The 23,120-nt window shown below is 66.0% G+C and carries 19 protein-coding genes; 11 read left to right on the top strand and 8 right to left on the bottom strand.

Going from position 1 to position 23,120, the window contains the following annotated elements:
• Window positions 1-44: 44 nt before the first annotated feature.
• From AXF13_RS01825 to AXF13_RS01810, 4 genes are read left to right on the top strand one after another with little or no spacing between them, the layout of a single operon-like run.
• Window positions 45-533: a CvpA family protein gene (locus tag AXF13_RS01825; protein WP_008685369.1), complete on the top strand. Its 489-nt coding sequence runs from the start codon at window positions 45-47 to the stop codon at window positions 531-533.
• Window positions 534-579: 46 nt separating this feature from the next.
• Window positions 580-1,389: a nucleoside triphosphate pyrophosphohydrolase gene (gene mazG, locus AXF13_RS01820; RefSeq protein WP_062251429.1), complete on the top strand. Its 810-nt coding sequence runs from the start codon at window positions 580-582 to the stop codon at window positions 1,387-1,389.
• Between the two features lie 12 nt (window positions 1,390-1,401).
• Window positions 1,402-3,612 (top strand): hypothetical protein, encoded by a 2,211-nt coding sequence (locus tag AXF13_RS01815; RefSeq protein WP_062251428.1) that lies wholly within the window; start codon window positions 1,402-1,404, stop codon window positions 3,610-3,612.
• Between the two features lie 40 nt (window positions 3,613-3,652).
• Window positions 3,653-5,740: a hypothetical protein gene (locus AXF13_RS01810; protein WP_062251427.1), complete on the top strand. Its 2,088-nt coding sequence runs from the start codon at window positions 3,653-3,655 to the stop codon at window positions 5,738-5,740.
• Window positions 5,741-6,209: 469 nt separating this feature from the next.
• Here the strand turns inward: AXF13_RS01810 and AXF13_RS01805 are convergent, their stop codons facing one another.
• The 6 genes from AXF13_RS01805 to AXF13_RS01780 form a co-directional block, all read right to left on the bottom strand.
• Window positions 6,210-6,746 carry a hypothetical protein gene (locus AXF13_RS01805; protein WP_062251426.1) on the bottom strand — a complete coding sequence of 179 codons (537 nt, stop codon included), beginning with the start codon at window positions 6,744-6,746 and terminating at the stop codon, window positions 6,210-6,212.
• Entirely contained in the window at window positions 6,747-7,730 is a 984-nt protein-coding gene (gene glpX, locus AXF13_RS01800; RefSeq protein WP_008685362.1) for a class II fructose-bisphosphatase, read from the bottom strand.
• Window positions 7,731-7,832: 102 nt separating this feature from the next.
• Complete coding sequence (locus AXF13_RS01795) at window positions 7,833-9,491, bottom strand: NAD+ synthase (RefSeq protein ID WP_062251425.1); 1,659 nt, start codon at window positions 9,489-9,491, stop codon at window positions 7,833-7,835.
• Between the two features lie 175 nt (window positions 9,492-9,666).
• Window positions 9,667-11,511 (bottom strand): UbiD family decarboxylase, encoded by a 1,845-nt coding sequence (locus tag AXF13_RS01790; protein WP_062251424.1) that lies wholly within the window; start codon window positions 11,509-11,511, stop codon window positions 9,667-9,669.
• Window positions 11,511-12,008 carry an NUDIX domain-containing protein gene (locus tag AXF13_RS01785; RefSeq protein WP_062254663.1) on the bottom strand — a complete coding sequence of 166 codons (498 nt, stop codon included), beginning with the start codon at window positions 12,006-12,008 and terminating at the stop codon, window positions 11,511-11,513. The genes AXF13_RS01790 and AXF13_RS01785 overlap by 1 nt, the downstream gene beginning before the upstream one ends.
• Before the next feature lie 206 nt (window positions 12,009-12,214).
• Window positions 12,215-12,907 carry an L-threonylcarbamoyladenylate synthase gene (locus AXF13_RS01780; protein ID WP_062251423.1) on the bottom strand — a complete coding sequence of 231 codons (693 nt, stop codon included), beginning with the start codon at window positions 12,905-12,907 and terminating at the stop codon, window positions 12,215-12,217.
• Between AXF13_RS01780 and AXF13_RS01775 the strand changes: the two genes are divergently transcribed.
• The 7 genes from AXF13_RS01775 (at window position 12,906) to AXF13_RS01745 (ending at window position 20,042) form a co-directional block, all read left to right on the top strand.
• Window positions 12,906-13,379 (top strand): 23S rRNA (pseudouridine(1915)-N(3))-methyltransferase RlmH, encoded by a 474-nt coding sequence (locus tag AXF13_RS01775; RefSeq protein ID WP_062251422.1) that lies wholly within the window; start codon window positions 12,906-12,908, stop codon window positions 13,377-13,379. The two genes, AXF13_RS01780 and AXF13_RS01775, sit on opposite strands and share 2 nt — an antisense overlap.
• Before the next feature lie 296 nt (window positions 13,380-13,675).
• Window positions 13,676-15,787 (top strand): TonB-dependent receptor, encoded by a 2,112-nt coding sequence (locus tag AXF13_RS01770; RefSeq protein ID WP_062251421.1) that lies wholly within the window; start codon window positions 13,676-13,678, stop codon window positions 15,785-15,787.
• A 64-nt stretch (window positions 15,788-15,851) separates the two neighbouring features.
• Window positions 15,852-16,475, top strand: coding sequence for a class I SAM-dependent methyltransferase (locus AXF13_RS01765; RefSeq protein WP_062251420.1), 624 nt, complete (start codon window positions 15,852-15,854; stop codon window positions 16,473-16,475).
• A gap of 3 nt (window positions 16,476-16,478) precedes the next feature.
• A complete protein-coding gene (locus tag AXF13_RS01760) occupies window positions 16,479-17,309 on the top strand; it encodes a metal ABC transporter substrate-binding protein (protein ID WP_062251419.1) in 831 nt (276 codons plus the stop codon).
• Entirely contained in the window at window positions 17,284-18,102 is an 819-nt protein-coding gene (locus tag AXF13_RS01755; RefSeq protein ID WP_062251418.1) for a metal ABC transporter ATP-binding protein, read from the top strand. The genes AXF13_RS01760 and AXF13_RS01755 overlap by 26 nt, the downstream gene beginning before the upstream one ends.
• Before the next feature lie 177 nt (window positions 18,103-18,279).
• A complete protein-coding gene (locus AXF13_RS01750) occupies window positions 18,280-19,095 on the top strand; it encodes a metal ABC transporter permease (RefSeq protein WP_062251417.1) in 816 nt (271 codons plus the stop codon).
• Window positions 19,092-20,042, top strand: coding sequence for an energy transducer TonB (locus tag AXF13_RS01745; protein ID WP_062251416.1), 951 nt, complete (start codon window positions 19,092-19,094; stop codon window positions 20,040-20,042). The genes AXF13_RS01750 and AXF13_RS01745 overlap by 4 nt, the downstream gene beginning before the upstream one ends.
• A gap of 76 nt (window positions 20,043-20,118) precedes the next feature.
• Here AXF13_RS01745 and AXF13_RS01740 read toward each other — a convergent pair whose 3' ends face one another.
• A complete protein-coding gene (locus AXF13_RS01740; protein ID WP_062251415.1) occupies window positions 20,119-22,377 on the bottom strand; it encodes an STT3 domain-containing protein in 2,259 nt (752 codons plus the stop codon).
• On the bottom strand, window positions 22,365-23,102 hold the full coding sequence (locus tag AXF13_RS01735) for a 16S rRNA (guanine(527)-N(7))-methyltransferase RsmG (protein ID WP_062251414.1): 738 nt from the start codon (window positions 23,100-23,102) through the stop codon (window positions 22,365-22,367). Before AXF13_RS01735 ends, AXF13_RS01740 begins: the two co-directional genes overlap by 13 nt.
• Window positions 23,103-23,120 lie beyond the last annotated feature (18 nt).

Here is a 23,120-nt window from a genome sequence, read left to right as displayed (position 1 = left end):
GGCGCTTCTGCTATGGTGCGTCGCGGAGGCTGAGGGAACCGCATATGGGGCAAGACATTTTTGATCTGATCATCGTCCTGGCGTTGGTCTTTTTTGCCGGACGGGGCTTTGTGCACGGTTTTGTGGGCGAAGTGGCCGGGGTGGTTTCGCTGGTGGGCGGCTTCTGGGCCGCGCACGCCTATCACTCCCTGCTGTCCCCGCGCCTCACGGCCATTGCCGACCCGGCCTGGCGGACCATCGCCGCCTACGTGCTGATCTTTCTGGCCGTGATTCTGGTCGTGGCCGTGCTGGCCCGCCTGCTGCAGAAAATCCTTTCATTTTCCTTCGTCTCCTGGGCGGACAGGCTGGCGGGCGGCCTGCTGGGCCTGGCCAAGGGCGTTCTGCTCTGCGCGCTGGCGCTGCTGGTGCTGCAAAAATTCTTTCACGACGCGCCGTTCATGCAGCATTCGCGCGTCCTGCCCTATTTCAACGCCCTGATGGAACAGGTGCGCACCTGGCTGCCGCCCGATCTCGTGTCCCGCCTGGGAATCTGAACCGGCGCGTCATATGCCCATACTCATACCAAGGATGCACAGCGTTATGGAAAAAAGCGCATTGGAAGAGTTGCAGAACGTCATCGAACGCCTGACGGGTCCGGACGGCTGCCCCTGGGACAAGGAACAGAGCCCGGAAAGCCTGGCCGACTACATTATTGAGGAAAGTCACGAGCTGGTCAGCGCCATCCGCTCGGGCAAAACGGACGACATCCGCGAAGAGCTGGGCGATGTGGCCTTTCTGCTGCTCTTCGTGGCCCGTTTGTACGAAAAGCGGGGGCAATTCAACTTCAGCGACGCCCTGAACACCAGCCGGGCCAAGATGATCCGCCGCCATCCGCACGTCTTCGGGGATACGGTCTTTGAAAACCTGGACGAGCAGCTCAAAACCTGGGAGGCCATCAAACGCGCCGAACACGCGGACGCCGACGGCGCGCCCCAGGGCATTTTCGACAGCCTGCCCGCCAGCCTGCCGCCCCTGGTCAAGGCCTACCGCATCCACTCCAAGGCCGCGCGCGCGGGCTTCACCTGGCCCGAAGACGAAGAAGTGGAACAGCAGGTGGAGGCCGAATGGCTGGAATGGCTCGACGCCTCGGCCAACGGCGACGCGGAGGCCCAGAAGCACGAACTGGGCGATCTGCTGTTCAGCATTACGGAGCTGGGCCGCCGCAAAGGCATCAAGGCCAATGAGGCTCTGGATCTGGCCACGTTGCGTTTCCTGCGCCGCTTCGCCCGCATGGAAGAACTGGCCCGGGAGCAGGGCCGGGACTTCACGGAGCTTTCCCTGGACGACAAGGACGAGCTCTGGAACGCGGCCAAGGCGGAGGAAGAAGCCCAATCCGCCGCCAAGGCCTGACGGAGACGGCCCATGCCGCTGCGGACGCGACCTTCAGCTTCCTCCAGGGCCGGACGGTCGGCCGGGCTGTCCGTCCTTCTGTCGGCCGTCATGGCCTGTTGTCTGGCCTCTTGCCTAGCCTGTTGTCTGGCGGCCTGCACGCCCTCAAAACACGCGGCGCGCCCGGCCTCCGGCGCAACGGCGGCCCAGGCCGCAAGCAACGGCCTGCCCAGAGCCGACCCCGGCTATCTGCAATGGCTTGAGCGGCAATCCATGCTCGGGGCCGCGCCGGAACTCACCGCCCAGGTTTCCGGCACGGAACGCATCTGGCGCAACAGCAGCACGGCCCGGCGGTTGCCTGTGCTGCTGGGGGCCGCGCCCAACTGGTTCGCGCTCAATCCGTATACCGTCAGTACAGGGCAGCCCGTGTTCCGCGCCCTGGCCGGAGGGGCCGGGGCCGGTTTTCCGGACGCGCTGCCCCAGGCCGGGCTCAATGGGCTGTTCGTCTCCCCCACCGGCGAGCGCGGCGACCTCTGGAACAAGCATAACCAGTCCTCGCCCGGCGGGGAAAACGTCGCCTCCCTGCGTTTTGACCCGGCCCTGGGCTCGGACGCGGACTTCGAAAAACTGGCCCAACGCCTGGAACCGTTGCAGATCCAGATGGGCGGCGAGCTGCCCCCGGCGGCCACGGGCCTGGGACCGGACTTCATTCTTCAGGCGCGGCGGGCCGCGCGCTTTGACGGCATCTACGCCATGATCGCGGTGCCGCAGAAAGACTGGGATCTTTTGCCCCGCCTGCCGGACGAGTGGGAATGCCTGCCCCTGCGGCCCGAAGCCGTGGCGCAACTGGCCCAGCGCGGCCTTTTGCCCGACGCCCTGGTGCGCGATTCCCTGCCCTGGGCCACGCCCGGCGGCTGGGCCGCGACCGGCGAAGTGCGCGGGGCCGACGGCCGGATCCGGCGCTGGGTCTACCGCTACAGCGGCGACGCCCTGCGGCCGGTGCTGCTCTGGCAGGACCCATCGGGCCAAGCCAGGCGCATTTTTTCCGCCGCCATCATCCGGCATACCGGCCTGCAGCAGCAGACCCTGACCGGCCTGCGCCTGGAAGCCCTCATGGGCCTGGACGTGCCCGCCGGAGCGGCTGAAGACGCGGCCGCCGCGCAGGCGGCCCATCCCGGCGCCGGGGATGCGACCCGCTTCGCCCGACTGACGCCGGGCCTGGACGCTCTGGATGAAGCCGCGCGCGAAGTGCATCGCTACGGCGGCTGGGCCATGCAGGACGATGTGCTGCCGCCCTCGCTCACGCCCGTTGTGCTGGCCGGGGCCGTGGATTTCAGCCGCGACAGCATCACCCCGGCGGCCGCCGCCTATGCCCTGCTCAGCGGCGACGCGGCCCCGCTGGCAGCCCTGCTGCGCGCCTCACAGGCCTCCGGCGTGGACCAGAGCCGCCTGGCGCGCGGTCTGCACGACTGGCAGGCCGTGGACTGGCGGCCCCTGCTGGACCTGCCGCAGGGCCGGGAACTGATCCGCAAGGCGCAGCGTCTGGCCGGAGCCCCGCCCGAGGCCATGCAGCTCTGGACCACGCCCGCCTCTCTGGCCGCGCGCGCTCTGGGCCTGAAAACGGCGGAAGCATCGGCTTCGGCGGCGGACGGCAGCGGCAAAAGCGCGGCCCTGCGCGAGGCCTGCCTTTTGCTGCTGGGCTGGCGTGTGGGCCTGCCGGGCCTGAGTTTTGTGAGCCCCCAGGATCTCAGCGGGGCGCTGGACCTGTCGCGCTCCACGGCGGATCTGCCCGCCAGCCTGGGCCTGACGCCTCTCTGGGGCGGTAATCCGGGCGGCGTCGCACCGGACGCGCCGTCGGCTTTCGGCGCTCTGGAACAGCAATGGGCGGACAGACAAAGTTTTCTGCACAGTATGGCCCGCCTGTTGCGCGCCCGCCGCGACGCGGGTCTGGCAGAGGGCAAACTGCTGGCGGTATTCAGCGGACCGCCGGGCTGCGTGGCCGTGCTCAGCGCCCTGCCCTCGGGCGGCTGCTGGCTGCTGGCAGCCAACTTTTCCGCTGAAAAACGCATTTTCCCTCTGGCACTGCCCGCCGGTATTACGGCGCGCACTGTCCGGGACATCGGCGGCGGCCAGGACCTGTCTTCCACCTTGACGCGGAACGGGCACGGCCTTGAACTGGAGCTGGACGGCCGCCATTCCCGCCATGTGCTGCTGGACGGCCCGGCAGCGGGCCTTGGCCGATAGTATTTTAAAAGCATCCACCCTTGCAGCAAGGAGCGACGCCATGACTTCAGACAAAGCCCCCACCCCTTCCCCGGACGCTTCTCCGGAGAGCAGGACGGACGCCATGCCCGACGCCGCTCCGGAGACCACGCGGGCCGGAAAGCCGGATGACACATCCGCCGCCGCGGGCACGCCCGAACAGGCGGAACAGACAGGACCAGGCGGACAGGACGCCGTTGCCGGTCAGCCTGAAGCTGCCGCAACGCCGAATGACGCGCACGCCGATAAGAGCAATGGCGGCCATGTGCCGTCGCGCGCGGAAAAACAGGCCGCGCCGGTCCCGCCTGCGGGCCGGGCCGAAAAATTCTTCCAGACCCTCTGCTGTCTGGGCCCCCTGGTCTTGTTGGCAGTGCTGGCGGCCCAGGCCTGGCCGGATTTCTGGCAGGGCTGGCGGGGCGATGCCCTGTATTGCCCGGCAGAGGTCCGGAACATCCAGATATTCCTGCACGCGCAACAGGACGGGCAATGGCTGGCCCCAGGGGCGGGCCTGGCAACAGAGTCGGCGGCAGGTTTGGCGGCGCAGTGGCCGGGCTTCACCTGGTTTTTGGCCTCCCTTGCCGCGCTGCTCCCGCCCGCCCTGCTCTTTCCCCTGTCCGGGGCTCTGGCAGCCGCCCTGGCTCTGCTGGGCGTCTGGGGCCTGAGCCGCGCGGCGGGCTTCGACTCCAAGGCGGCCCTGGCCGCCGGGCTGATTCTGCTCTGCATGCCTATTTTCGCGCCTCTGGCCCATTTCACGGGTCCGGCGGCTCTGGCGGCCGCGCTGCTGCTCTTCTCCCTGATCTGCTTCTGCCGGGGCTGGCAGGCGCAACGCGCCTGGTTCTACCTACCGGCGGGCTTTGTGCTGGCCGGTCTGGCAGGCCTGACCGGCGGGCTCTTCCATCTCTTGCTGCCCCTGCTCGCCAGCGCCCTCTTCCTGCTCTGGCGGGCCACCTTCCGCCGGGCCCAGGCTCTGGACGCCCTGACCGGCTTTGTCCTCCTTCTGCTGCTTCTGGCCCTCTGGCTGGGCGGGATCATCCTCTGGACCAACGCCGAAGGCTATATGCAAGGCCTGTTCGCCACAGTGAGGCAATGGCACGGCCCGGTGACCGCCCGCTGGTGGCTGCCCCTGTCCGTGGCCGGTCTGGGCCTCGTGCCCTGGATCGGCATGGTGGTCTGCGTTTCCTGGCAACGGGTGCTGCGCTCAGCCTGGAGCGATCTCAAGGCCTCCCGAGCGGAACGCGCCGGTTCGGCCTTTGTCTGGATAGGTATGGTGCTGGCTTGTCTGCTGAGCCTGTTCATGCCCATGGCGCAGCTCCAGAGCGTGGCAGTCTGCCTGGCCTGCCTGGCCGCGCCCCTGCTGGGCAAGGCCCTGCTGCGCCTGCCCCATCTGGGCAGCCGCCTGTTTTACCTCATCGCGGCTCTCTGCCTGCTGCACGCGGGCATGGCTCTGGTAGCGGCGAGCTTCGGCTTTTCCCTGGACTGGATGGCGCGCTTTTTCTCCTGGCCCCTCAGCCCGGAACAACGCGAAATGATTCTGGGGCTCAGGGCCCTGCCCGTGCTCGGCACGCTCTGCCTGCTGGCCGCCGTGGCCATGACCCGTTTTATCCGGCGGGACCATCCGGGCGGCGCGCTGCTGTTCTGCACTCTGGTGGCCGTGATTCTCACCCAGCCGGCGGCCCTGATGCTCGCGCCGGAGCTGGCGGCCCTGCCTGAGGCCCATCTGAGCCGCCTCCAGGACATCCGGATGCCGACCATGCCGGAAAACGCCGTGACGCCCGCCGCGCCCGCGACGCCGCAGGAAGAAGGCACGCCGCCCGTCCCGGCCGCGCCGGAAGCAACTCTGCCGGACCAGGCCCCGAACCAGGCCTCGGACCAGGCACGGGAGAATACCACACCCGCGCCGGAACCGACAGCGCAGCCCGAGGCCGCCCGGCCTGAAACACAGCCGGAAACGCCGCAAGCCGTCGAGCCCCTGCCGGAAACCGCGCGCGAAGCCGGGCCGGAACAGACGACCGCTCCCGCGCCCGCGGCAACGCCCGAGGCCGTTCCCCAACCGCTGCCGCAAAGTGAGGAACAGGAAAACGCGCCCGCCGCGCCCTCTTCCGCCAACTGATTTATTCCATAACACAAGAAGCCAAGAGAGCCGCTCCGGATGTGTTCCGAAGCGGCTCTCTTGGCTTACGCCGCGATCAGACGCGGAAGTCAGGGAATTTCAAGGTTGAAATGCTCTAGGGCCTGTTAACGCTATGCCTTTTTGCCCTCCTGCCGCGTCAGATTTCACCTGCTTTTTCGGTCGAGTACCAGAAGAGTACACTCCCTCAAAGCAGATTTATCTTCCTTGCAGGCGAACAAAAATTCTATAGTGTTAACAGACCCTAAGGGAGCTGCGAGAGCAGTGCTTCTGCTACGAAGCCGAAGCGCAATTTATTTGCGCTGTTGCCTCTCCCGTTAGCGAGTCTTCGAGCGTTACGGACGAGGACAACATAGCCAAGCGGCAAAGTAAGCGTGTTTTTACCTCTGGAATGCGCAGCATTTCAAAGGTAATCCGCTCTGAAGCAATTCACCTTTGAAATAAGCGAATTCTATCTGTTGATGGGCGGCGCATTGCCCCCGGCCTTGAGCATGGTGCCCAGATGGCGACGGGCCAGAGCCAGCTCTTCCTCGGTGACGCCGGGCATGTCGCGCGGGCGGGTGCCGCTCATGTCGTTGCCTTCTTCCACAATGACCAGGGCCGCGGCCATGCGGCCCATGACGCAGAAAAAGCGTACCGGGTCCCAGCCCTGGGCGCGCACCCATTCCGCCGCTTGGGGCGAATAGAGGAAGTCCGCCTTGCCGTTGCGCAAGACCGGATGGGCCTCTTCCTTATGCTCCTTGGCCCAGGCCCGGAAGCGGGGCAGAATTTCCAGAAAACCCACCAGTTCCTTGTCGGTGACCGGCGGTTGATTCTCATACACCGTGACGGCCTGGGCGGCCTTTTTCTGGACGGCGCGCGCCGCCAGGGCGTCCTGGGCCAGGACCGGCGTCAGGCTCAGAGTCGCGACCAGCACCGCGACCAAAGCCAGCCCGGCCCGAAAAAGCCGACGCCGCAACGTCGGCGTTCTGTGATAACCGTTATTCATTCAATACCGAACCGCACTAAATTTAGAGAGTCTGTCCATATTGTGATAGGACTCCACATACCGCAGTGTGCCGGTTTTGCCGCGCAAAACCAGCGAATGAGTCACCGCGTGGCGGGCGCTGTAGCGCACGCCGCGTAAAAAGTCGCCGCCGGAAATGCCCGTGGCGGCGAAGAAACAGTCGTCGCTGCGCACCAGGTCATTGACCGTGAGCACTTCGCGCAGATCTATACCGGTCTCGTTGATAGCCTCTTTTTCCACATAGGACTGCGGGTCCAGCCGGGCCAGAATCTGCCCGCCCATGCCCTTGATGGCGCAGGCGGCCAGCACGCCTTCCGGAGTGCCGCCCGTGCCCATCATCACGTCCACTTCGGAACGCGGGTCCACAGCCATCAACGATCCGGCCACGTCGCCGTCGGTCTGCAACTGGATGCGCGCCCCGGCGGCGCGGATTTCCTCGATCAGGCGCTGGTGACGCGGCTTGTCCAGCACAAAGACCACCAGATCCTGCACGCTCTTGCCCATGGCTTTGGCCACATTGTCCAGGTTGACCCTGACCGGCGCGTCCAGGTCGATAACGTCGCGCGCCTCGCGCGCCACCACCAGCTTCTGCATATAGTAACTGGGACCGGGATCGAACATGCTGCCCTTGGGGGCCACGCCCACCACGGAAATGGCGTTGGGCCGCCCGTAGGCCAGCAGATTGGTGCCTTCCACCGGGTCCACGGCCACGTCCAGACGCGGACCGTCGCCCATGCCCACCTTTTCGCCGTTGTAGAGCATGGGCGCGTTATCTTTCTCACCCTCGCCGATGACCACCATGCCGTCGATGTGCAGGGTGGAAAAACTGATGCGCATGGCGTCCACAGCCGCGCCGTCCCCGGCCTCCTTGTCGCCGCGGCCAAGCCAGCGGGCTGATGCCAGGGCCGCGGCCTCGGTGATGCGTACAATATCAAGGGCCAGATTTTTCTCCGGTGCTTCCGCCATGACATCCTCCAGCTGATGGAACTGCATTGTTTGAGAACTGATTTTACTCCACTGCGCGCCGGGCTTCAAGGGAAAAGCCCGGTGGCTCCGCCCCGGCCCCGCTTACGGCAGCCGGTAGCGCCCGGCCACCGGCGCCTGCCAGCCCGCACCGAAGGGCACACGGCTGACGTGCAGGGCCAACGGTTCCTGGCGGCGCTTGAATTCCGCCCGGAACAGCTTGTCGCGTACCTCGCGGCAGACATCGCTCATGGGCTTGTCCCGCCCCTGGGCGGCAGGCTCCAGCAGTTCCTCCAGCATGGGGTCCAGCTCCTCGTAAGGGGGGATGCTGTCCGCATCCTTCTGGCCGGGCCGCAATTCGGCGGAAGGCGCTTTGTCAAAGACGTTCCGCGGGATGATCTCCGCGCCCCGGTGGGCATTGTACCAGCGGGCCACGGCATAGACCTGGCTTTTGGTCAGATCCGCGATGACCCCCAGCGCGCCCACGGCGTCGCCGTACAGGGTGCAGTAGCCCATGGCCCCTTCGCTCTTGTTGCCGGTGTTCAGCACCAGGGCCCTGGCCCGGTTCGCCAGGGACGTCAGCAGCGTGCCCCGGATGCGGGCCTGCACGTTTTCAAAGGTCACCTCGCCCGCATACGGCGGGAAAAGATCCAGGCCCGGCTTGAGCGTCGCTTCAAAGGCTTGCATCAGAGGCTCAATGGGCAGGGTCACGGTGGACACGCCCAGATTGTCCGCCAGCCGACGGGCGTCGGTCAGCGAATCCTCGCTGGTGTACGGCGAGGGCATCAGCACGCCGGTGACCTTGTCCGCGCCCAGGGCTTCCACCGCGATGCAGCAGACCAGGGCCGAATCCATGCCGCCGGAAAGCCCCAAAATGGCTCGTTCCGCGCCGCACTTGCGCACAAAGTCGCGCGTGCCCAAAGTCAGGGCGCGCCAACCGGCTTCCTCGGCGCTTCGGCAAAGCTCCTCCACCCTGCCGGACCCCCGGGCCGTGTCCACCACCAGTACGTCTTCGGCAAAGGCCTTGCCGCGCGCCAGGAGCTGGCCGGTGGGATCAAAGGCCAGACTTTGGCCGTTGTACACGCGGCTGTCGTTGCCGCCCGCCGGATTGACCGAAAAAAGATGTATGTGATGCCGGGCCGCCACATGCGAAAGCATGTGCTCGCCCGCCTCCTGCGCGCCCACGCAATAGGGCGCGGCGGCCATGTGCACCACGGCGTCCACCCCGCGCTGGACCAGCTCCATGAGCGGATTGTGGCCACTGGCGTACTGGGTTTTCCAGAACGCGCCGTCCTCGGCCACGGCGTCCTCGCAGAGCACCACGCCCAGCCGCCAGCCGCCCAGGCTCAGGATGCCGCAAGACACCCCGCGGTCGAAATAGCGCACATCGTCGTCCTGGCCCGAATTCCGGCCCATATTCTGATAGACCTTGCGCGAAGCCACCTGCCACTGGCCCTTGTCCACCAGCACGCCCGCGTTGGAGAGCAGACCGGCGGCATAGACGCTGGGCACCGGCGCGCCCACCAGCAGGGGCGGCCCGTCCTTCAGGGCCTCGGCCAGATTCCGCAAGGCCGTGCGGCAACCCTCGGCAAAATCAACGGCGCGCAGATAGTGGCCGGGAGCCACGCCGCAGAGGGCCAGTTCCGGCGTGACGCACAGATCCGCCCCTTCCCGCGCGGCCTGGCGCGCGGCCTCCAGAATGCGCTCCTGATTGCCGGCCACGTCGCCGGTGACGCTGTTGCACTGCAATAAGGCGATTTTCATTCCACGGCCTCCCCCGCGATTAAAAAATAAAGGAACTACTGATTAATGAAGATTTTTATTCTCCGCCAAGAAGGGCGAACTCCGGGCGGAGGGAGCATATTCAAACATATTCGACCACCGCACGGAGTTCGCCCGACACAGGCGGAGGGCAAAAAGACCATGAATCAGTGTTTCCTTAAAAATATCCATGCAAAGGCCCACCCGGCGCGGCCAGCGCTTCCACTCCGCGCGTGACGGCCGGATCCTCTTCCAGAGGGGGGGCATGGAAGGGCTTGAGGCGGGCGTCCAGAACCAGGGGCGCGGCGCAGGACCAGTGCTTGGCGCGTGTCTGGGCATGCGCGCCGTAGCTGTCCGTGGCCGGGTCCGAACGGGTGAAGACCACCCAGAGAAAATTGTCCAGCCCGGCGGCGCAGAAAGCGGCATCGTCCACCACGGCCATCAGCGGAAAGGCCTCCCGCTCGGGCCAGGCTTCCAGGCGGCGGGCCAGTTCCTCCATACGTGGGTCCGGTTCGCCGCGCTCCAGCGAGTGCGCCGGGCCGCGCACGACCAGCAGGCCCGGTCCGGCCACACGCGGCTCGGAAAAGCCCTCGGGCAGATCCGGAGCGCCGCGCAGTTCCAGGCCCAGCTCGCGCCGTTTTTCCCCGGCCGAGGCCCAGATCAGCTTGGAGCCCTCGTGCAGGCCGCAGCCCGTATAATCCAGGGTATCACTGGTACTGCGGGTCAGGAAATGCAGGTCGCGGCTGAAGTCGGTCCGCTCCAACAGGTGACGCAGAAAAGCGGGCACGTCGCGGGCGCACAGGCCAGGCGCGTCCTCATGCGCGGCCAGCAGCACATATTTGGCAAGGGCGGTCTGGGTGGCCCCCAACAGATGCAGGGCCGCCGTGAGCAGTTCGCGCGGCCTGCGCCGCGCCTCGTAAGGAGTGTAACGCTCGCTGCCCAAGGCCAGCAAAAGAGGATGCACCCCGGCGACGTCCACGGCATGCACCTCGCGCACGCCCTGGAAAACCTGGGGCACCAGGGGCGCGGTGAGTTCGTGGATGAAGTCGCCGAAAACCGTATCCTCCTGCGGCGGGCGGCCCACGGCGGTAAAAGGCCAGACCGCGTCCCGCCGGTGGTACACGGCGTCCACCTTGAGCACCGGGAAATCGTGCCGCAGGCTGTAGTAGCCCACATGATCCCCAAAGGGACCCTCGGGCTTGAGGCCCGGCACGAGACGCCCGCTGATGCAGAAATCCGCCTCGGCCAGAACGGGCAAACGCAGCTCCGGGGCGCGCGCCAATTCCACCCGGCGTCCGCCCAGCAGACCGGCGAAGCGCAGTTCCGAGAGTCCCTCGGGCAGGGGCATGACCGCCGCCACGCTGAGGGCGGGCGGGCCGCCCACATAGACATGCACCGGCAGTTCCACGCCCCCGGCGATGGCATTGGCGTGGTGCGCGCCGATGCCCCGGTGGATCTGATAATGCAGGCCCGCCTCGTCGGACGCGTAGGCGTTGCCCGCCAGCTGCACCCGGTACATGCCCAGATTGGAGGCGTTCAGGCCGGGGCGGCAGGGGTCTTCGCTATAGACCAGGGGCAGGGTGATGAAGGGTCCGCCGTCGCCCGGCCAGCAGGTCAGGCGCGGCAGATCGGCGAGATTGCAGTTGCACTCCAGCACCGGAGCGCCGCCGTTCCGCTTCGCGCGCGGCAGCATGCGGACCAGTCCGGGCAGCGCGGCCAGCGAACGCCAGGGCCGCCGCAGGGCCGCCGCGGGATCGGCCTTGGCCGCCAGCACGGCGTCCACGGCCCGCAGACTGTCCCGAAAAATATAGCGCAAACGCTCGCGCGTGCCGAAGAGATTGGCCAGCATGGGAAAACGCGTGCCCTTGACTCTGGTGAAGAGCAGAGCCGGGGCCTTGGCCCGGAATGCCCGGCGCTGCACGGCGGCCAGTTCCAGATAGGGGTCCAGTTCCACATCCACGCGCCGGAGCTGCCCTTGGGCCTCCAGATCCGCCAGGCACTGGTTCAGATTGGCGTAGCCCATCAGCAATCCCCTTTTCGCGCCGGGAGCTCCACCGCGCCCAGCGTCCGCCGTCCCGCGAGAACCTCGCGGAAGTCGGCCAGGATGCGGGCGTGGTCAAAAGCCAGTGGTTCCGGCAGATCGTCCGGCGGGTAAAAAGCAGCTCCGGCCGCGTCGTCTCCGGCGCACAGGGCTTCGGGATCACGGGGCCTGCCGGTGAAGACCACGCTCAGGGTATGTTGACGGGGATCACGGTCCGGGCGGGAATAGACGCCCAGCAGGCCGGTCAGTTCCACATCCAGACCGGTTTCCTCATGCATTTCGCGCACGGCGGCGGCCTCGGCCTGTTCGCCCTCGTCGATAAAACCGCCGGGCAGGGCATAGCCCAAAGGAGGATTAGCCCGCGTAATGATCACCACGCCGCGTCCCGGCTCATAAATAACCACGTCCGTGGTGGGCGTGGGATTGCGGTAACAACTGTAGGGCTTGCCGCAATGCGGGCAGATCACGTCTTTCTTCATGCGCTTTCCCGGAAAAATGAAGTGCGGCCGTATGGTAAGCCAGTCCGGCCCGCGCCGCAAGGTACAGCGCCGTGCCGGGCCATTCCGCTCTTCGTCCGTTGTTTTATTCTGCCCTCCGGGCATTAGGGTTCTCGCTTCGCTCCGGCTTGGGCCGCCTCCGGCGCGGGCAGGCGGCCCAAACGCCGGGAAAGGCCGACGCCCTGACCTTACAGACAAAGAAAGCCCGCATCCGTGAGTGCCCGAACGCCGACCGCGCCGACACGCAACAGGCGCAGGCGCGCGCAACCGCCTTCCTCGCCCGCCGGAGATTCGGGCAGCGGTTCCGGCAGAGGTTCCGCCAAGGTGGAGGGCTCGCCCCCGGCGGGCTGTTCGGCCTCGCTCAGAGCGGGCAGCAGGCCGCCCGCATCGCCCGATTCCGCCAGGGCGGACAGCAGTTCCGGGTCCAATTCCTCCAGAGTGCGGGCCGGGGGACGCCCGCTCAGATTGGCGCTGCTGGCGGTCAGCACGCCGCCCGCCAGATGCGCCAGCCGGGCGGCCAGCGGATGCGGCGAAACGCGCACCGCCGCCTTGCCGCCCGCACTGAGCAGAGGTTCGGGCAGGCCGGGCCGGGCCGGGAGCAGCAGGGTCAGCGGGCCGGGCCAGAAACGCGCGACCAGCTCCGGCGGCGCGGCTTCCAGCCGGACCACGTTTCCGGCCTGGGCCGCATCGGCGGCCAGCAGGGGCAGGGGCCGCTGGACGGGCCGCCGCTTGAGCTGGTAGATACGGCCCACGGCCGCCGCGTCGGCGGCCAGACAGCCCAGACCGTAAAAGGTTTCGGTGGGAAAAATCACCACGCCGCCCCGGCGCAGGCATCGGGCCGCGGCTTCAAGATCAAGCACGCGGCAGGGGGAATCGAACATGACAGGCAAACCTTTGCGGCTGATCAGCGTGGGCCGTCTGAAGACGCCGTTCTGGAAAGACGCCGCCGCCCACTATCTGGCGCGGATCACGCGCTGGCGGCGTCTGGAATGCACGGAAGTGCGCGACGGGGACGCGGCTCTGCCTCCGGACCGGCGCAACTCCTTGGAAGGCCGGCGGATTCTGGAGGCCCTGGCCCCGCAGGACGTGCCCCTGGTGCTGGACGAGCGCGGCCTCAGCCTGACTTCGCCGCAGCTGGCGGCCCTGCTGGGGCAACTGGACCAGGAGGCGCGCGGCCGGGCCTGCTTTATTGTGGGCGGGGCCTGGGGCCTGGACGAGGCCGTGCGCGGCCGGGCCTACCGCCTGATCAGCCTCTCGGCCATGACCCTGCCGCACGAGCTGGCCCGCGTGGTCCTGCTGGAGCAGCTGTACCGGGCGGAGTGCATCCTGCGCAAGGTGCCGTACCATCATTGATCCGGCGCTGGTCCGGCGCTTCCGGGCCGCCGCCGGTTTCCGTTTCTTGTAGAGATTGCCGCCGTCGCCGTCAATGTGCGGCGGGCGCACCCTTTCCGCTTCAACCTCACCTATTTTCAAAACGGGCTTGACTCGCCTCTTGTATCAGCATAGCTTCGATAGCACGTTTTTTATATACATAACATATTTTGCATACGCATATAAAAAACGTAGCACTTCGGCAGGCTGACGCGCCGCGTCATGGGGGAAACACCACAATAAACGCGGCTGGAGGCCGCAAGGGGGGAGGTTTCGGCATGGGGAAGGTTTTCAAGCTGATGCTCGCGCTGGCCGCGTGTCATGTTCTGGCGGCAGGCCCGGCGGCGGCTGCAGGAGATACCGCAGCGGCGCAGCCCGCCGGGCGCAAGGAGGCGCTCACCGAAGGCAGCCTGGCGGCGTACACCCTGCCGCCGGTAACCATTTACGGAGTGGCCGATCAGGCGCCCACCGTGCCGGTCATGACCCGCTTCGGCACACAGTTCAACGTACTCACCGAAGAGCAGATTCAGCTCCAGAACTCCCTGGATTTTTATGACGCCCTGCGCAACGTGCCGGGCGTCATGTACCAGAAAAAGAACATCATCGGCGGCCAGACCGGCCCCAGCCTGTATATTCGCGGACGCGGAGCCAGCCATCCCAGCCCGGACCTGAGCATCTTTTTCGACGACGTGCCCCGCAGCGGCGTGCTTTACGGCCAGGCCCTGGCCGACGGCATTCCGGTCTACGCCCTGGGCGGCATGGAAATTTACAAATCGCCCCAGCCCTCGCGCTTCGGCAGCGGCTACGGCATGATCAACTTCATTCCCAAATACATGACCGAAGACGGCTACGAATTGCGCCTGGGCTTTGAAGCGGGCAGCTTCGGCACCGTGGCCGAAAACCTGGGCATGGGCGCGAAGAAAGACGGCGTGGACATTTACGCGGCGCAGAGTTTCATCAGCACCCTGGGCCACGAGGAACACACCGCCGCCCATCAGGCCAGCTATTACGCCAATCTGGGCTTCCAGTTCAGCGAAAACTGGAGCCTGCGCCTCATGGCCAACCGGGTGGACGCCGAAACCCAATCGCCCAACAATGCCGTCACGGGCAGCAGAACCCAAGGACCCAGCACGTACCTGATGGCTGACCGCTACGACACCGGCACAAGTCTGGCGACGCTGTCCCTGAACAACACCTATGCCAATGCCCGAGGCTATCTGAAGGGCTATTACAACCACACCCTCTTCCATATCCGGGGTGAAGACGGCGAGGCCGCCACTTCCCGCCAGACCAATGTGCTCTATGGCTTGCGTGGCCGGGAAACTTTCAGCCTCTGGGAAGGCAATGAAATTGTGGCCGGTTTCGACCTGGACGTGACGGAACTGCAAAACGACCAGCGCAAATACGCCACCGACACCACAAAATCCTGGGATTTTCCCACCCAGACACTGTTCTCCCCCTATCTGGCCGTAAGCCAGACCTTCGGCAGCGAAGAAGGTTTCCACGTCACGCCCTCGGCGGGCATCCGCCTGTACACCAGCGACGTTTTTTCGGACTACGCCTCGCCCCAGGCCGGTCTGGTGCTGGGCTACGCCAACACCAATCTGAGTTTCGCCTACGCGCGCGGCGTGAATTACCCCAGCCCCGTGGTCCTGCAGGGTTTCCTGGCTGACCGGTCCCTGCCCGGCTACCTGAACACCAAGGACATCAAGCCGGAAGTGGTGGACCATTACGAAGTCGCCCTGAGCCACGTCCGGCCCGGCCTGTTCAGCGCGAGCGCCACCTATTTCCACGACGACGGCAGGGACCGGCTCAGAGCCAATATGGCCATGGCTATGCCCGTCAGCGATTCCTTTTTCAACTCCTCTACCGCTGAATACAAAATCGACGGCCTGGAACTGGCGGGCAGCGTAACCCCGCTGGACGGGCTGGAAATTTTTGCCGGGGCCACCTGGCTCAAGGCCTGGGCCAAGGGCGACGACGGCAAAAGCACGGACAAAATGCCCTATACGCCCAGCTTCGCCCTTCAGGCCGGTTTCAAGTGGAAATTCTGGGAGCACTTTCTGCTCAGCGGCGACTACCAGCACCTGCAAAATGTCTACGCGGGCAATCTGATGCGGGGCACTCCCCCAAAAAATCCGAACAGCAACTTCACTGAACTGCACGACGTGGACAAACTGCCGGACATCAATGTGGTCAATCTGCGGCTGGACTACCTCTTCAGCTACGACGACCTGCATCTGGAAGAAGGCCGGGTCTTTGTGGCCGTCAACAATGTGCTGAACACGCCTTACGCCTACGCGATGCAGAAAACCGCCGACAACACGGACCGGCAGCTTTATTACATGCCCGGCACCTCCTTCATGGCGGGATTTGAACTCAAATTCTAGACCCACGCCTCTCGAGGCCGCCGCTCTTTGCCCGGAGCGGCGGCCTCGTCAGCCTGGAACTTTTATGGAAACATTTATGGTGGACGAAGAACACTGCGCCGCGCGGCGGCATTTTTTTGAGGACCATGCCGAAGGCTGGGAGGATCGCAACTATTCCCCGAAAAAGTTGCGGCGTCTGGAGAGCCTGCTGGCGCGTGTGGATTTGGACAGGGGCATGACCGTCCTGGACGCCGGTTGCGGCCAGGGGGTGCTGCTGCCCTTTCTGCGCCGCCGGGTCGGCGGAGAAGGCCGCCTCATCGCCCTGGACGCCTCGGCGGCCATGCTGCGTTGCGCCGCGCAACGCCATCCCGACGCCTGGATACTGCATGCGGGCGTGGAAGCCATTCCCCTGTTGGACGGCTATGTGGATGCGGTGATCTGCTTTTCCGCCTTTCCCCACTTCAGCGACAAGGAAGCGGCGGCGTGTGAATTTTACCGCCTGCTCAAGCCCGGAGGCGCGGCCTATGTCCTGCACATCGACGGCCGGGAAAAACTCAATGACCTGCACGATCAGCATCATGCGGTATGCGGCGACCATTTGCCCTGCCCGCACGGGATGAAGAAAATCTTCAGCCAGGCGGGTTTTTCGAAGATGCGGGCGGATGAAAGCGCGGAGCACTATTATTTTGCCGCTTGCAAACAGGAGTGAGACATGCGGGTCACTTCCATTCTTTCCCCGGTTTTCCTGCTGTGCGCGACCCTGGCCGTCTTTCTGGCGACGGCTGCGTCCCCGCAGGCCCGGTCACTGAAAATCATCGCCGGTACGTCGCTCATTGAGGACATCGCCAGAGATCTCACGGCCGGAGAAAGCGAAATCCTCACCATTATCCAGGGTTCCAGCTGTCCCGGCCATGAAAACGCCAAAACCTCGGACTTCGTTTTCGCGGCCAAGGCCGACCTTCTGCTGATCCATACTTTTCAGAGCCGCATGCCGCAGATCACGGGCATGCTGGAGGCCATCGACAACCGGCGACTGCGCGTGACGGCGCTGGGTCCGCACGGGAGCTGGCTGGTGCCGGAAAACCAAAAGGAGGCCGTGCGCCGCATTGCCGCCGCGCTGATCGACATTGCCCCGGATCAGGCCCCTGCGGTGGAACAGCGCATGCGCCGACGCCTGGAGCGGGTGGATGGCGCTGCCGCCGCATGCGGGCGCATGCTCGCGCCCGTACGGGGCAAGGCCGTGCTGGCCGCTGAAATGCAGGCGGAATTCGCCCGCTGGGCCGGGCTGGACGTGCTGCGGACCTACGGCCGGACCGAAGACCTCAGCGCCGGTGATCTGGCCGGACTGCTGGACAACGTGCGTGACAAAAACGTGCGCGGCGTGATCGACAACCTGCAGAGCGGCGCGGACGCGGGCCTGCCCCTGGCACTGGAGCTGAAGGTGCCGCATCTCGTGCTGTCCAATTTCCCCGGCTCCGCCCCGGACGTGCCGGATTACTTCAGCCTGCTGCGCGCCAATGCGGAACAGCTCGCCCGGCTGTAACACGGCAGCCGCCGCCCGGCCCCGCGCTCTGGCCCGTCTGATCGGGGTGGACGTCAGATTCGGCCCGCGCCGTGTGCTGCGCGACATCACACTCGAAGTCGCGCCCGGCGACTTCTGGACTCTGATCGGCCCCAACGGCGCGGGCAAGTCCACCCTGCTGGGGCTGTTCAACGGCCTGACACCCTGCTCCACAGGCCGCGCGGAGTATGCGGGTCTGCCGGTGACGCCCAAAACCGCGCCCGCCGTCCGTCTGAAAATCGCCCACGTTTTCCAGACCTCGGACCTTGACCCCAAGATGCCGCTCTCGGTCTTTGAATCCGTGCTGGGCGGCACCTACGGCCGCCTCGGCCTGTTCAGGCGACCCGGCCCGAGGGAAAAGGACCTGGCCATGCACGCCCTGGAAACCGTGGGGCTGGCCGATCTGGCGGGCCGTCCCATCGGCCACCTGTCCGGCGGCGAGCGCCAGCGTACGGCCCTGGCCCGCGCTCTGGCCCAGGAGCCGGAATTGATTTTGCTGGATGAGCCCACCGCCGCCCTGGACTGGCAGGCCCAGAGGGATATCCTCAACGCCGTTGCCGCCCTGCGACGGGACTTTGCGCTGACTGTCTTTATGGTGACCCATGACCTCAACGCGGTCTTCAATCTGGCCCGAAAGGTCGCCATGCTGCGCGAAGGGCGGCTGATCTGGCAAGGCGACGTCAAGGACGCCATGCAGCCGGAACTGCTCAGCTCCCTGTACGGCGTGCCCATCGCCATCGCCGACTGCAACGGCCGCAAGGCAGCGCTTTTTTAGGGCAATTCACCGTTAAGCAGGCGAATTGCCCTGGCGGTCGCGAGAGCCGAAGCATGCGGCCGACGTAACATTTGAAATACCTTACAAGGCGTTCAGGCAAATCCTTGCCCGAGCAGCCGGAGGCGGCATTACTCGCCGTTAAGCCCATTTGAAGTGTTGATTGCTGTTGGAGGCGCTTTGGAATCCTTCCTGAGCTATGAATTCCTGCAACGGGCCCTGCTCATGGCCCTGCTGGGCGGCGGCGTGTGCGGGGCCATGGGCGTCTTTGTGGTGCTCTGGCGCATGAGCCTTGTGGGCATGTGCATATCCCACGCGGCCTTTGCCGGAGCTCTGCTGGGCCTCTGGCTAGGGCTGCCGCCCCTGGCCGGGGGCCTGGCCGCCAGCCTGGGCGCGGCCTCAGCCGTGGGTCCGCTGGCCGAGCGTCCCGGCTTCAGTCTGGATACGGCCATGGGCGTGATCTTTTCCGTGGTCATGAGCCTGGCCATGCTGGCCCTGGGCCTGCTGCCCGGCGCGCGGACCGAGGGCTTGAGCCTGATCTGGGGCAGCCTGCTCACCGTAACCCGCCTTGATCTGGCGCTTATGGGCGGCACGGCCTTGCTGCTCTTTGCCTTCATCTTTGTATTTTTCAAAGAAATCCAGGCCATCATCGGCCAGAAACAGGCGGCGCTGGCCTCCGGCATTCCGGTCCGTAAAATCCGCTACGCCAGCCTGATTCTCATGGGGCTGGTGGTGGCCTTTGCCCTCAAGGCCATCGGCGGCCTGCTGATCTTCTCGCTTATCGTCACTCCGGCGGCCACGGCCCTGCAACTGACCTACAGCCTGCGCCGCATGTTCATTCTGGCGGCCCTGCTGGGCGCGGCGGCTTCGGCGGCGGGGCTCTGGTTCTCCTTCCATTTTTCCGTGCCGCCCGGTGCGGCCATTGTGCTGACTGCCGCCGCTTTTCTGCTGGCCGCCATCCTGCTCTCTCCCAAAAAACGCGGAAAAACGGTGTGAAACACGGGGAAATCCAGGCGGCACAAGTCAGCCGGGACGGTCTGCCCCCAGTCTGGGACGGACATCAGGCACCCGCGCCGGTTCCGGGCACGCGAAACGCGGCGTTTGCGTTCCCGCCCGCCCGGCCGCGCGGTCCGGGCCGCGCCTGGAAAGGCTGGCTGCTTTCCTGCTGCCTGCATTTCTGCCTGCTGGGCGGCATTCTGGCCTTCGCCGCATATCAGGTGGAGAAAGAAGAACCGGTCTATCGGGTTGCTCTGGTCGCCCTCGGCGACATGAGCCCGGCGGGAACAGGCGCGGGACTGCCGGGTGGCACAAGAGGCGGCGCGCCGGACACCGCACCTGTCCAGGCCCCCGGTCCCCCGCCCGCTCCGGCGGCCGAACCCGCCGCCGGTAAAAACGCAGTGACGCATAAAAGCGCGGATGCGCCGCACCCGGTTGCGCCCGCAAAAACACGCTCTCCCGGAAAGGCCGCCGGGAAAAACAAAAAAAGGCCCACAGCGCCCTCCCAGGAACGGATGCCATCTCCCGCCGGGCCGTTGACGCCGCAGGCATCAGGCGGCCAAGCCGCGACCGTGCCGACAGGTTCCGCCGGGACGGGTACGCGGCACGACACGGCGGCCAGCAGGGCGGGCACAGGCGGAAGCGGAGGTTCCGGGCTTTACATGCCGGGACAACTGGACCATCTGCCGTCCGTGCTGCGGCCCGTCAAACCGGACTATCCTCCGGACGCCAAAAAGAAAAGGATTGAAGGCCGCGTGGTCGTGCGCCTGATTGTGGACAGCACGGGCCGCCCGACGGAATGCGCCGTCCATGCCGCCGAACCGTCAGGCTACTTTGAGGAAGCCGCGCTCGGCGCCGCGCGCAAAACGCGCTTTATCCCCGGCAAAAAAAACGGACGGCCGGTGAGAACCCTGGTATTGCTGCCGTTCGCCTTCCGCCTGCGCTAGGATCTGTTTCCGGCTCGTCCTTTCGTCCTCTGCCCGCGTCAAGCGCCTTCCGCGCGAAAGTAGTTTCCGGACGACCTCAGAGCACCTCGTAAATCCGGGCAAAGACATTGTCGTAAACCAGCTTGAAGTAGGGCGAGAAGCGCGGATCCTGCGGGTCGCCCACCAGCAGCTGGACCATCAGCGAATTGTACAGGCCCTGATCCACGGCCAGTTTTTCGTCCGTGACCCGATTAAAGAGGAAGTTCACGTTCCGCCGCCCGGACAGAAATTCCTTCTGCTCCTCGGGCGTGGCCTTGGGGTGGGCGTCGAACCATTCCTGCACGTAATTGCGGCGGGTCACGCCCGTTTCCTCGAACACGCTGATGGACGAAGCGTAAATGGTGCTGGTGCTGCCCTCCAGGCGCACTTCGCCCGTGTCCAGGCGGTAGGCCAGGGCCTGCGGCACAATGGACAGCGCCCCGCCCTCGCCCTGGCGGGTCACGAAATTCCAGTTGCCGAAATTGCTGATCCAGAAGCCCAGACGCAGCATTTCAAAGCTGACCACCACAAAAAGCCGCCCCTTGGCTTCCACCAGCGGGGTCTCCGACGAGCGCAGCTTGTCCATGAGAGCCTGGGCCGCCCGGCCGTCCAGGCCTTCAAAGACGTTGCCCGGCTCGTTGCCCATCTTGGCTGTGTAGCGGATCAGCTGCCGGGCGAAGCGCGCGTTGTCCGTGGCAAAGACCGCGGCGGGCAGGTAGAGCGAAGGCCCGGCGTGCTGCGCGCCGTCCGCGATGGTCGAGCGCCGCGCGAAATGGTGGGCCGCATAGCCCCAGTCCCACCAGAGCCAGAGCTTGGCGTCCTCGGGGGTCATGGTCCGGGCGCGGGTCAGCGCCTCGGCGTGGCGGCGGTTGATTATGGGCCCCTGGGAGATGGCCTGGATCATATCCGCGAAAGGAGCCACCAGCAGGGCCAGCAGAATACAGGAGGTCGCCGCGCCCGCCACGGCCCCGCGCAGATCGGCGCGCAGCAGGCGCTGCAGCAGCCAGTACAGGGGCAGGGTCAGGCCCACGGCCACCACCGGCGCGCCGAACATGACCATCCGGCCGCCCAGCTTGGTGCTCAGCAGGCCCAAGGCCGCCAGGGGCAGCAGAAAAAGCGCGCCGGGCCGCCGGAAAAGCACCAGGACAAAACCGGCCAGGCCAACGACGGCGGCTTCCATCCAGGGATGGAAATAGGGGAAGAGCGCCGCGAAGCTCAGATCCTGCACTTCAATAATGGACTGGGCCACCGAGGGATAGACCAGACTCATGCCCTCGCCCGTGCTCCTCACGTCGCCGCTGTGCTTGAGATAGGCGTTGGCATGATTGATCAGGGTGGTCAGGATTTCGCCCTGCACCAGCAGGACCGCCGCGCCCAGCCAGAGCAGGACCAGAACCAGAGGACGGCAGAGCAAATGGCGCAGCCCGCGCCCGGCCTTGCTTCCGGCCAGGAGCAGAATCAGGCTGAAACCGAAGCCCGCCGGTCCGCCCAGGGTGGGCAGCGCGTAAGCCAGCCCGCCCAGCAGCAGAATGCCGCGCCGACCGCGCGGGGCCATGATCAGGGCCATCAAGGCCAGCAGCACCACATTGTAACGGATCAGATAGGGAAAAACCGAATGCCATTCCTGGGTCCACCAGGAAATGACGCCCGACGCGCCCAGCAAGAGCACCCACTGCCAGCGCAGGGGATTTCCCAGGCGCTCCAGGTGCGCCTCATCCGCGCCGCGCTCGCCCCAGAGGCGTTGCGCCGCCTTGAGGCCGGATCCCAGGGCCAGCCGCCGCAGGATCATCCGCGGCAACAGCATGTAGCGCATGGCCCAGCAGGCCGGAGCCAGGGTCATCAGGAGCGGAAAAAACAGGGTCACCAGGTCGGTATCATAATAGCCCAGCAGGGTGCGGGCCAGAAAACCGGGAGCCAGAGAGGTGATCAGCCCGGCGGCCACGCCCGCCTCCATGCTGCCCAGGGCCCAGACCCAGGCGAAGACGATCACCGCCACCAGGCTTGCCAGCACCGCCGGGAACCAGAAGGCCACGGCGGCCGGATAGGTATGCAGGGTTTGGGCCATGAGCCGCAGCATCTCGGCCATGGGATGCCCCACGCCCAGACCGAAACCCTCGGCGGCGGCCACCCAATGGTAGGCGTCGTGGGTTGCCAGCAGCCATTCGCTGCCCAGACGGTATTCCGGATTCTGCCAGCAGGGCCACTCCATCATGCGCAGGCCGAAAGCCAAGCCCAAGGTCAGCAGGCCCCAGAACAGGCCCCGCAGCCAGTAGTGAGGCGCGTCCTGCCGCGCGCCGGACGCGCCTACCCCAGGCACGGCCCGTCTTCCCCGGCCCGTTCGGTCCGCTCGGCCAATACGGGTTCAACGGCTTTTCCTGTCCCGCCGGAGATGTCCCCCGACGGGCTCAGCGCCCAGAACCAGCGTCCGCTGCCCGCCGCCGCATAGGAGCGCACGCCCGCCAGCCGCCAGGGCGCGGGCAGACGTTCGGGCGCGGGAGTCAGCGCCAGGATGACCAGCACTCCCTCGGGCCGCAGCCGGGGCAGGGTCAGCTCAAGCAATTCGGGCCAGGGCATGAAGGCCCGGCTCACAATGCAGTCCGCCTGATAATACTGGCCCTGAAAAAAATGCTCCACCGAACCGCGAAATACATGGGTGGCGGACAACTGCAGGCGGGCAAGGACGCTGGACAGAAACAGGGCGCGCTTTTCGCGCACTTCCACCATATAATAGCCGCCCCTGGTCCAGGCCATGCGCAGGGGAACGCCGGGCAAACCCGCGCCGGAACCCAGATCCCAGCTCAAGGGCTCTTCCGGCAGGGGCAGTTCCTCCAGAAAGGACGCCAGATGAAAGCTGTCGGCCACCAGGCGGGCCAGGATGTCCTGCCAGGAGCGCGCGCCCACCAGGTTCATGGCCGCGTTCCACCGGCACAACATTTCCAGATAGACGGCCAGCGGCTCCAGAGCCGCCGAGGGTACGTCCGCGCCCGTGGCCGCCGCGAGCCGGGCCAATTCCTTTCTGTCCACCGTCTGCTGCTCTTGCATGATCCTCTCTCCGCATTC

Origin of the sequence: Desulfovibrio fairfieldensis (assembly GCF_001553605.1) — a bacterium.
Taxonomy (GTDB): domain Bacteria; phylum Desulfobacterota; class Desulfovibrionia; order Desulfovibrionales; family Desulfovibrionaceae; genus Desulfovibrio; species Desulfovibrio fairfieldensis.
This window is presented reverse-complemented; position numbering and strand designations above follow the sequence as displayed.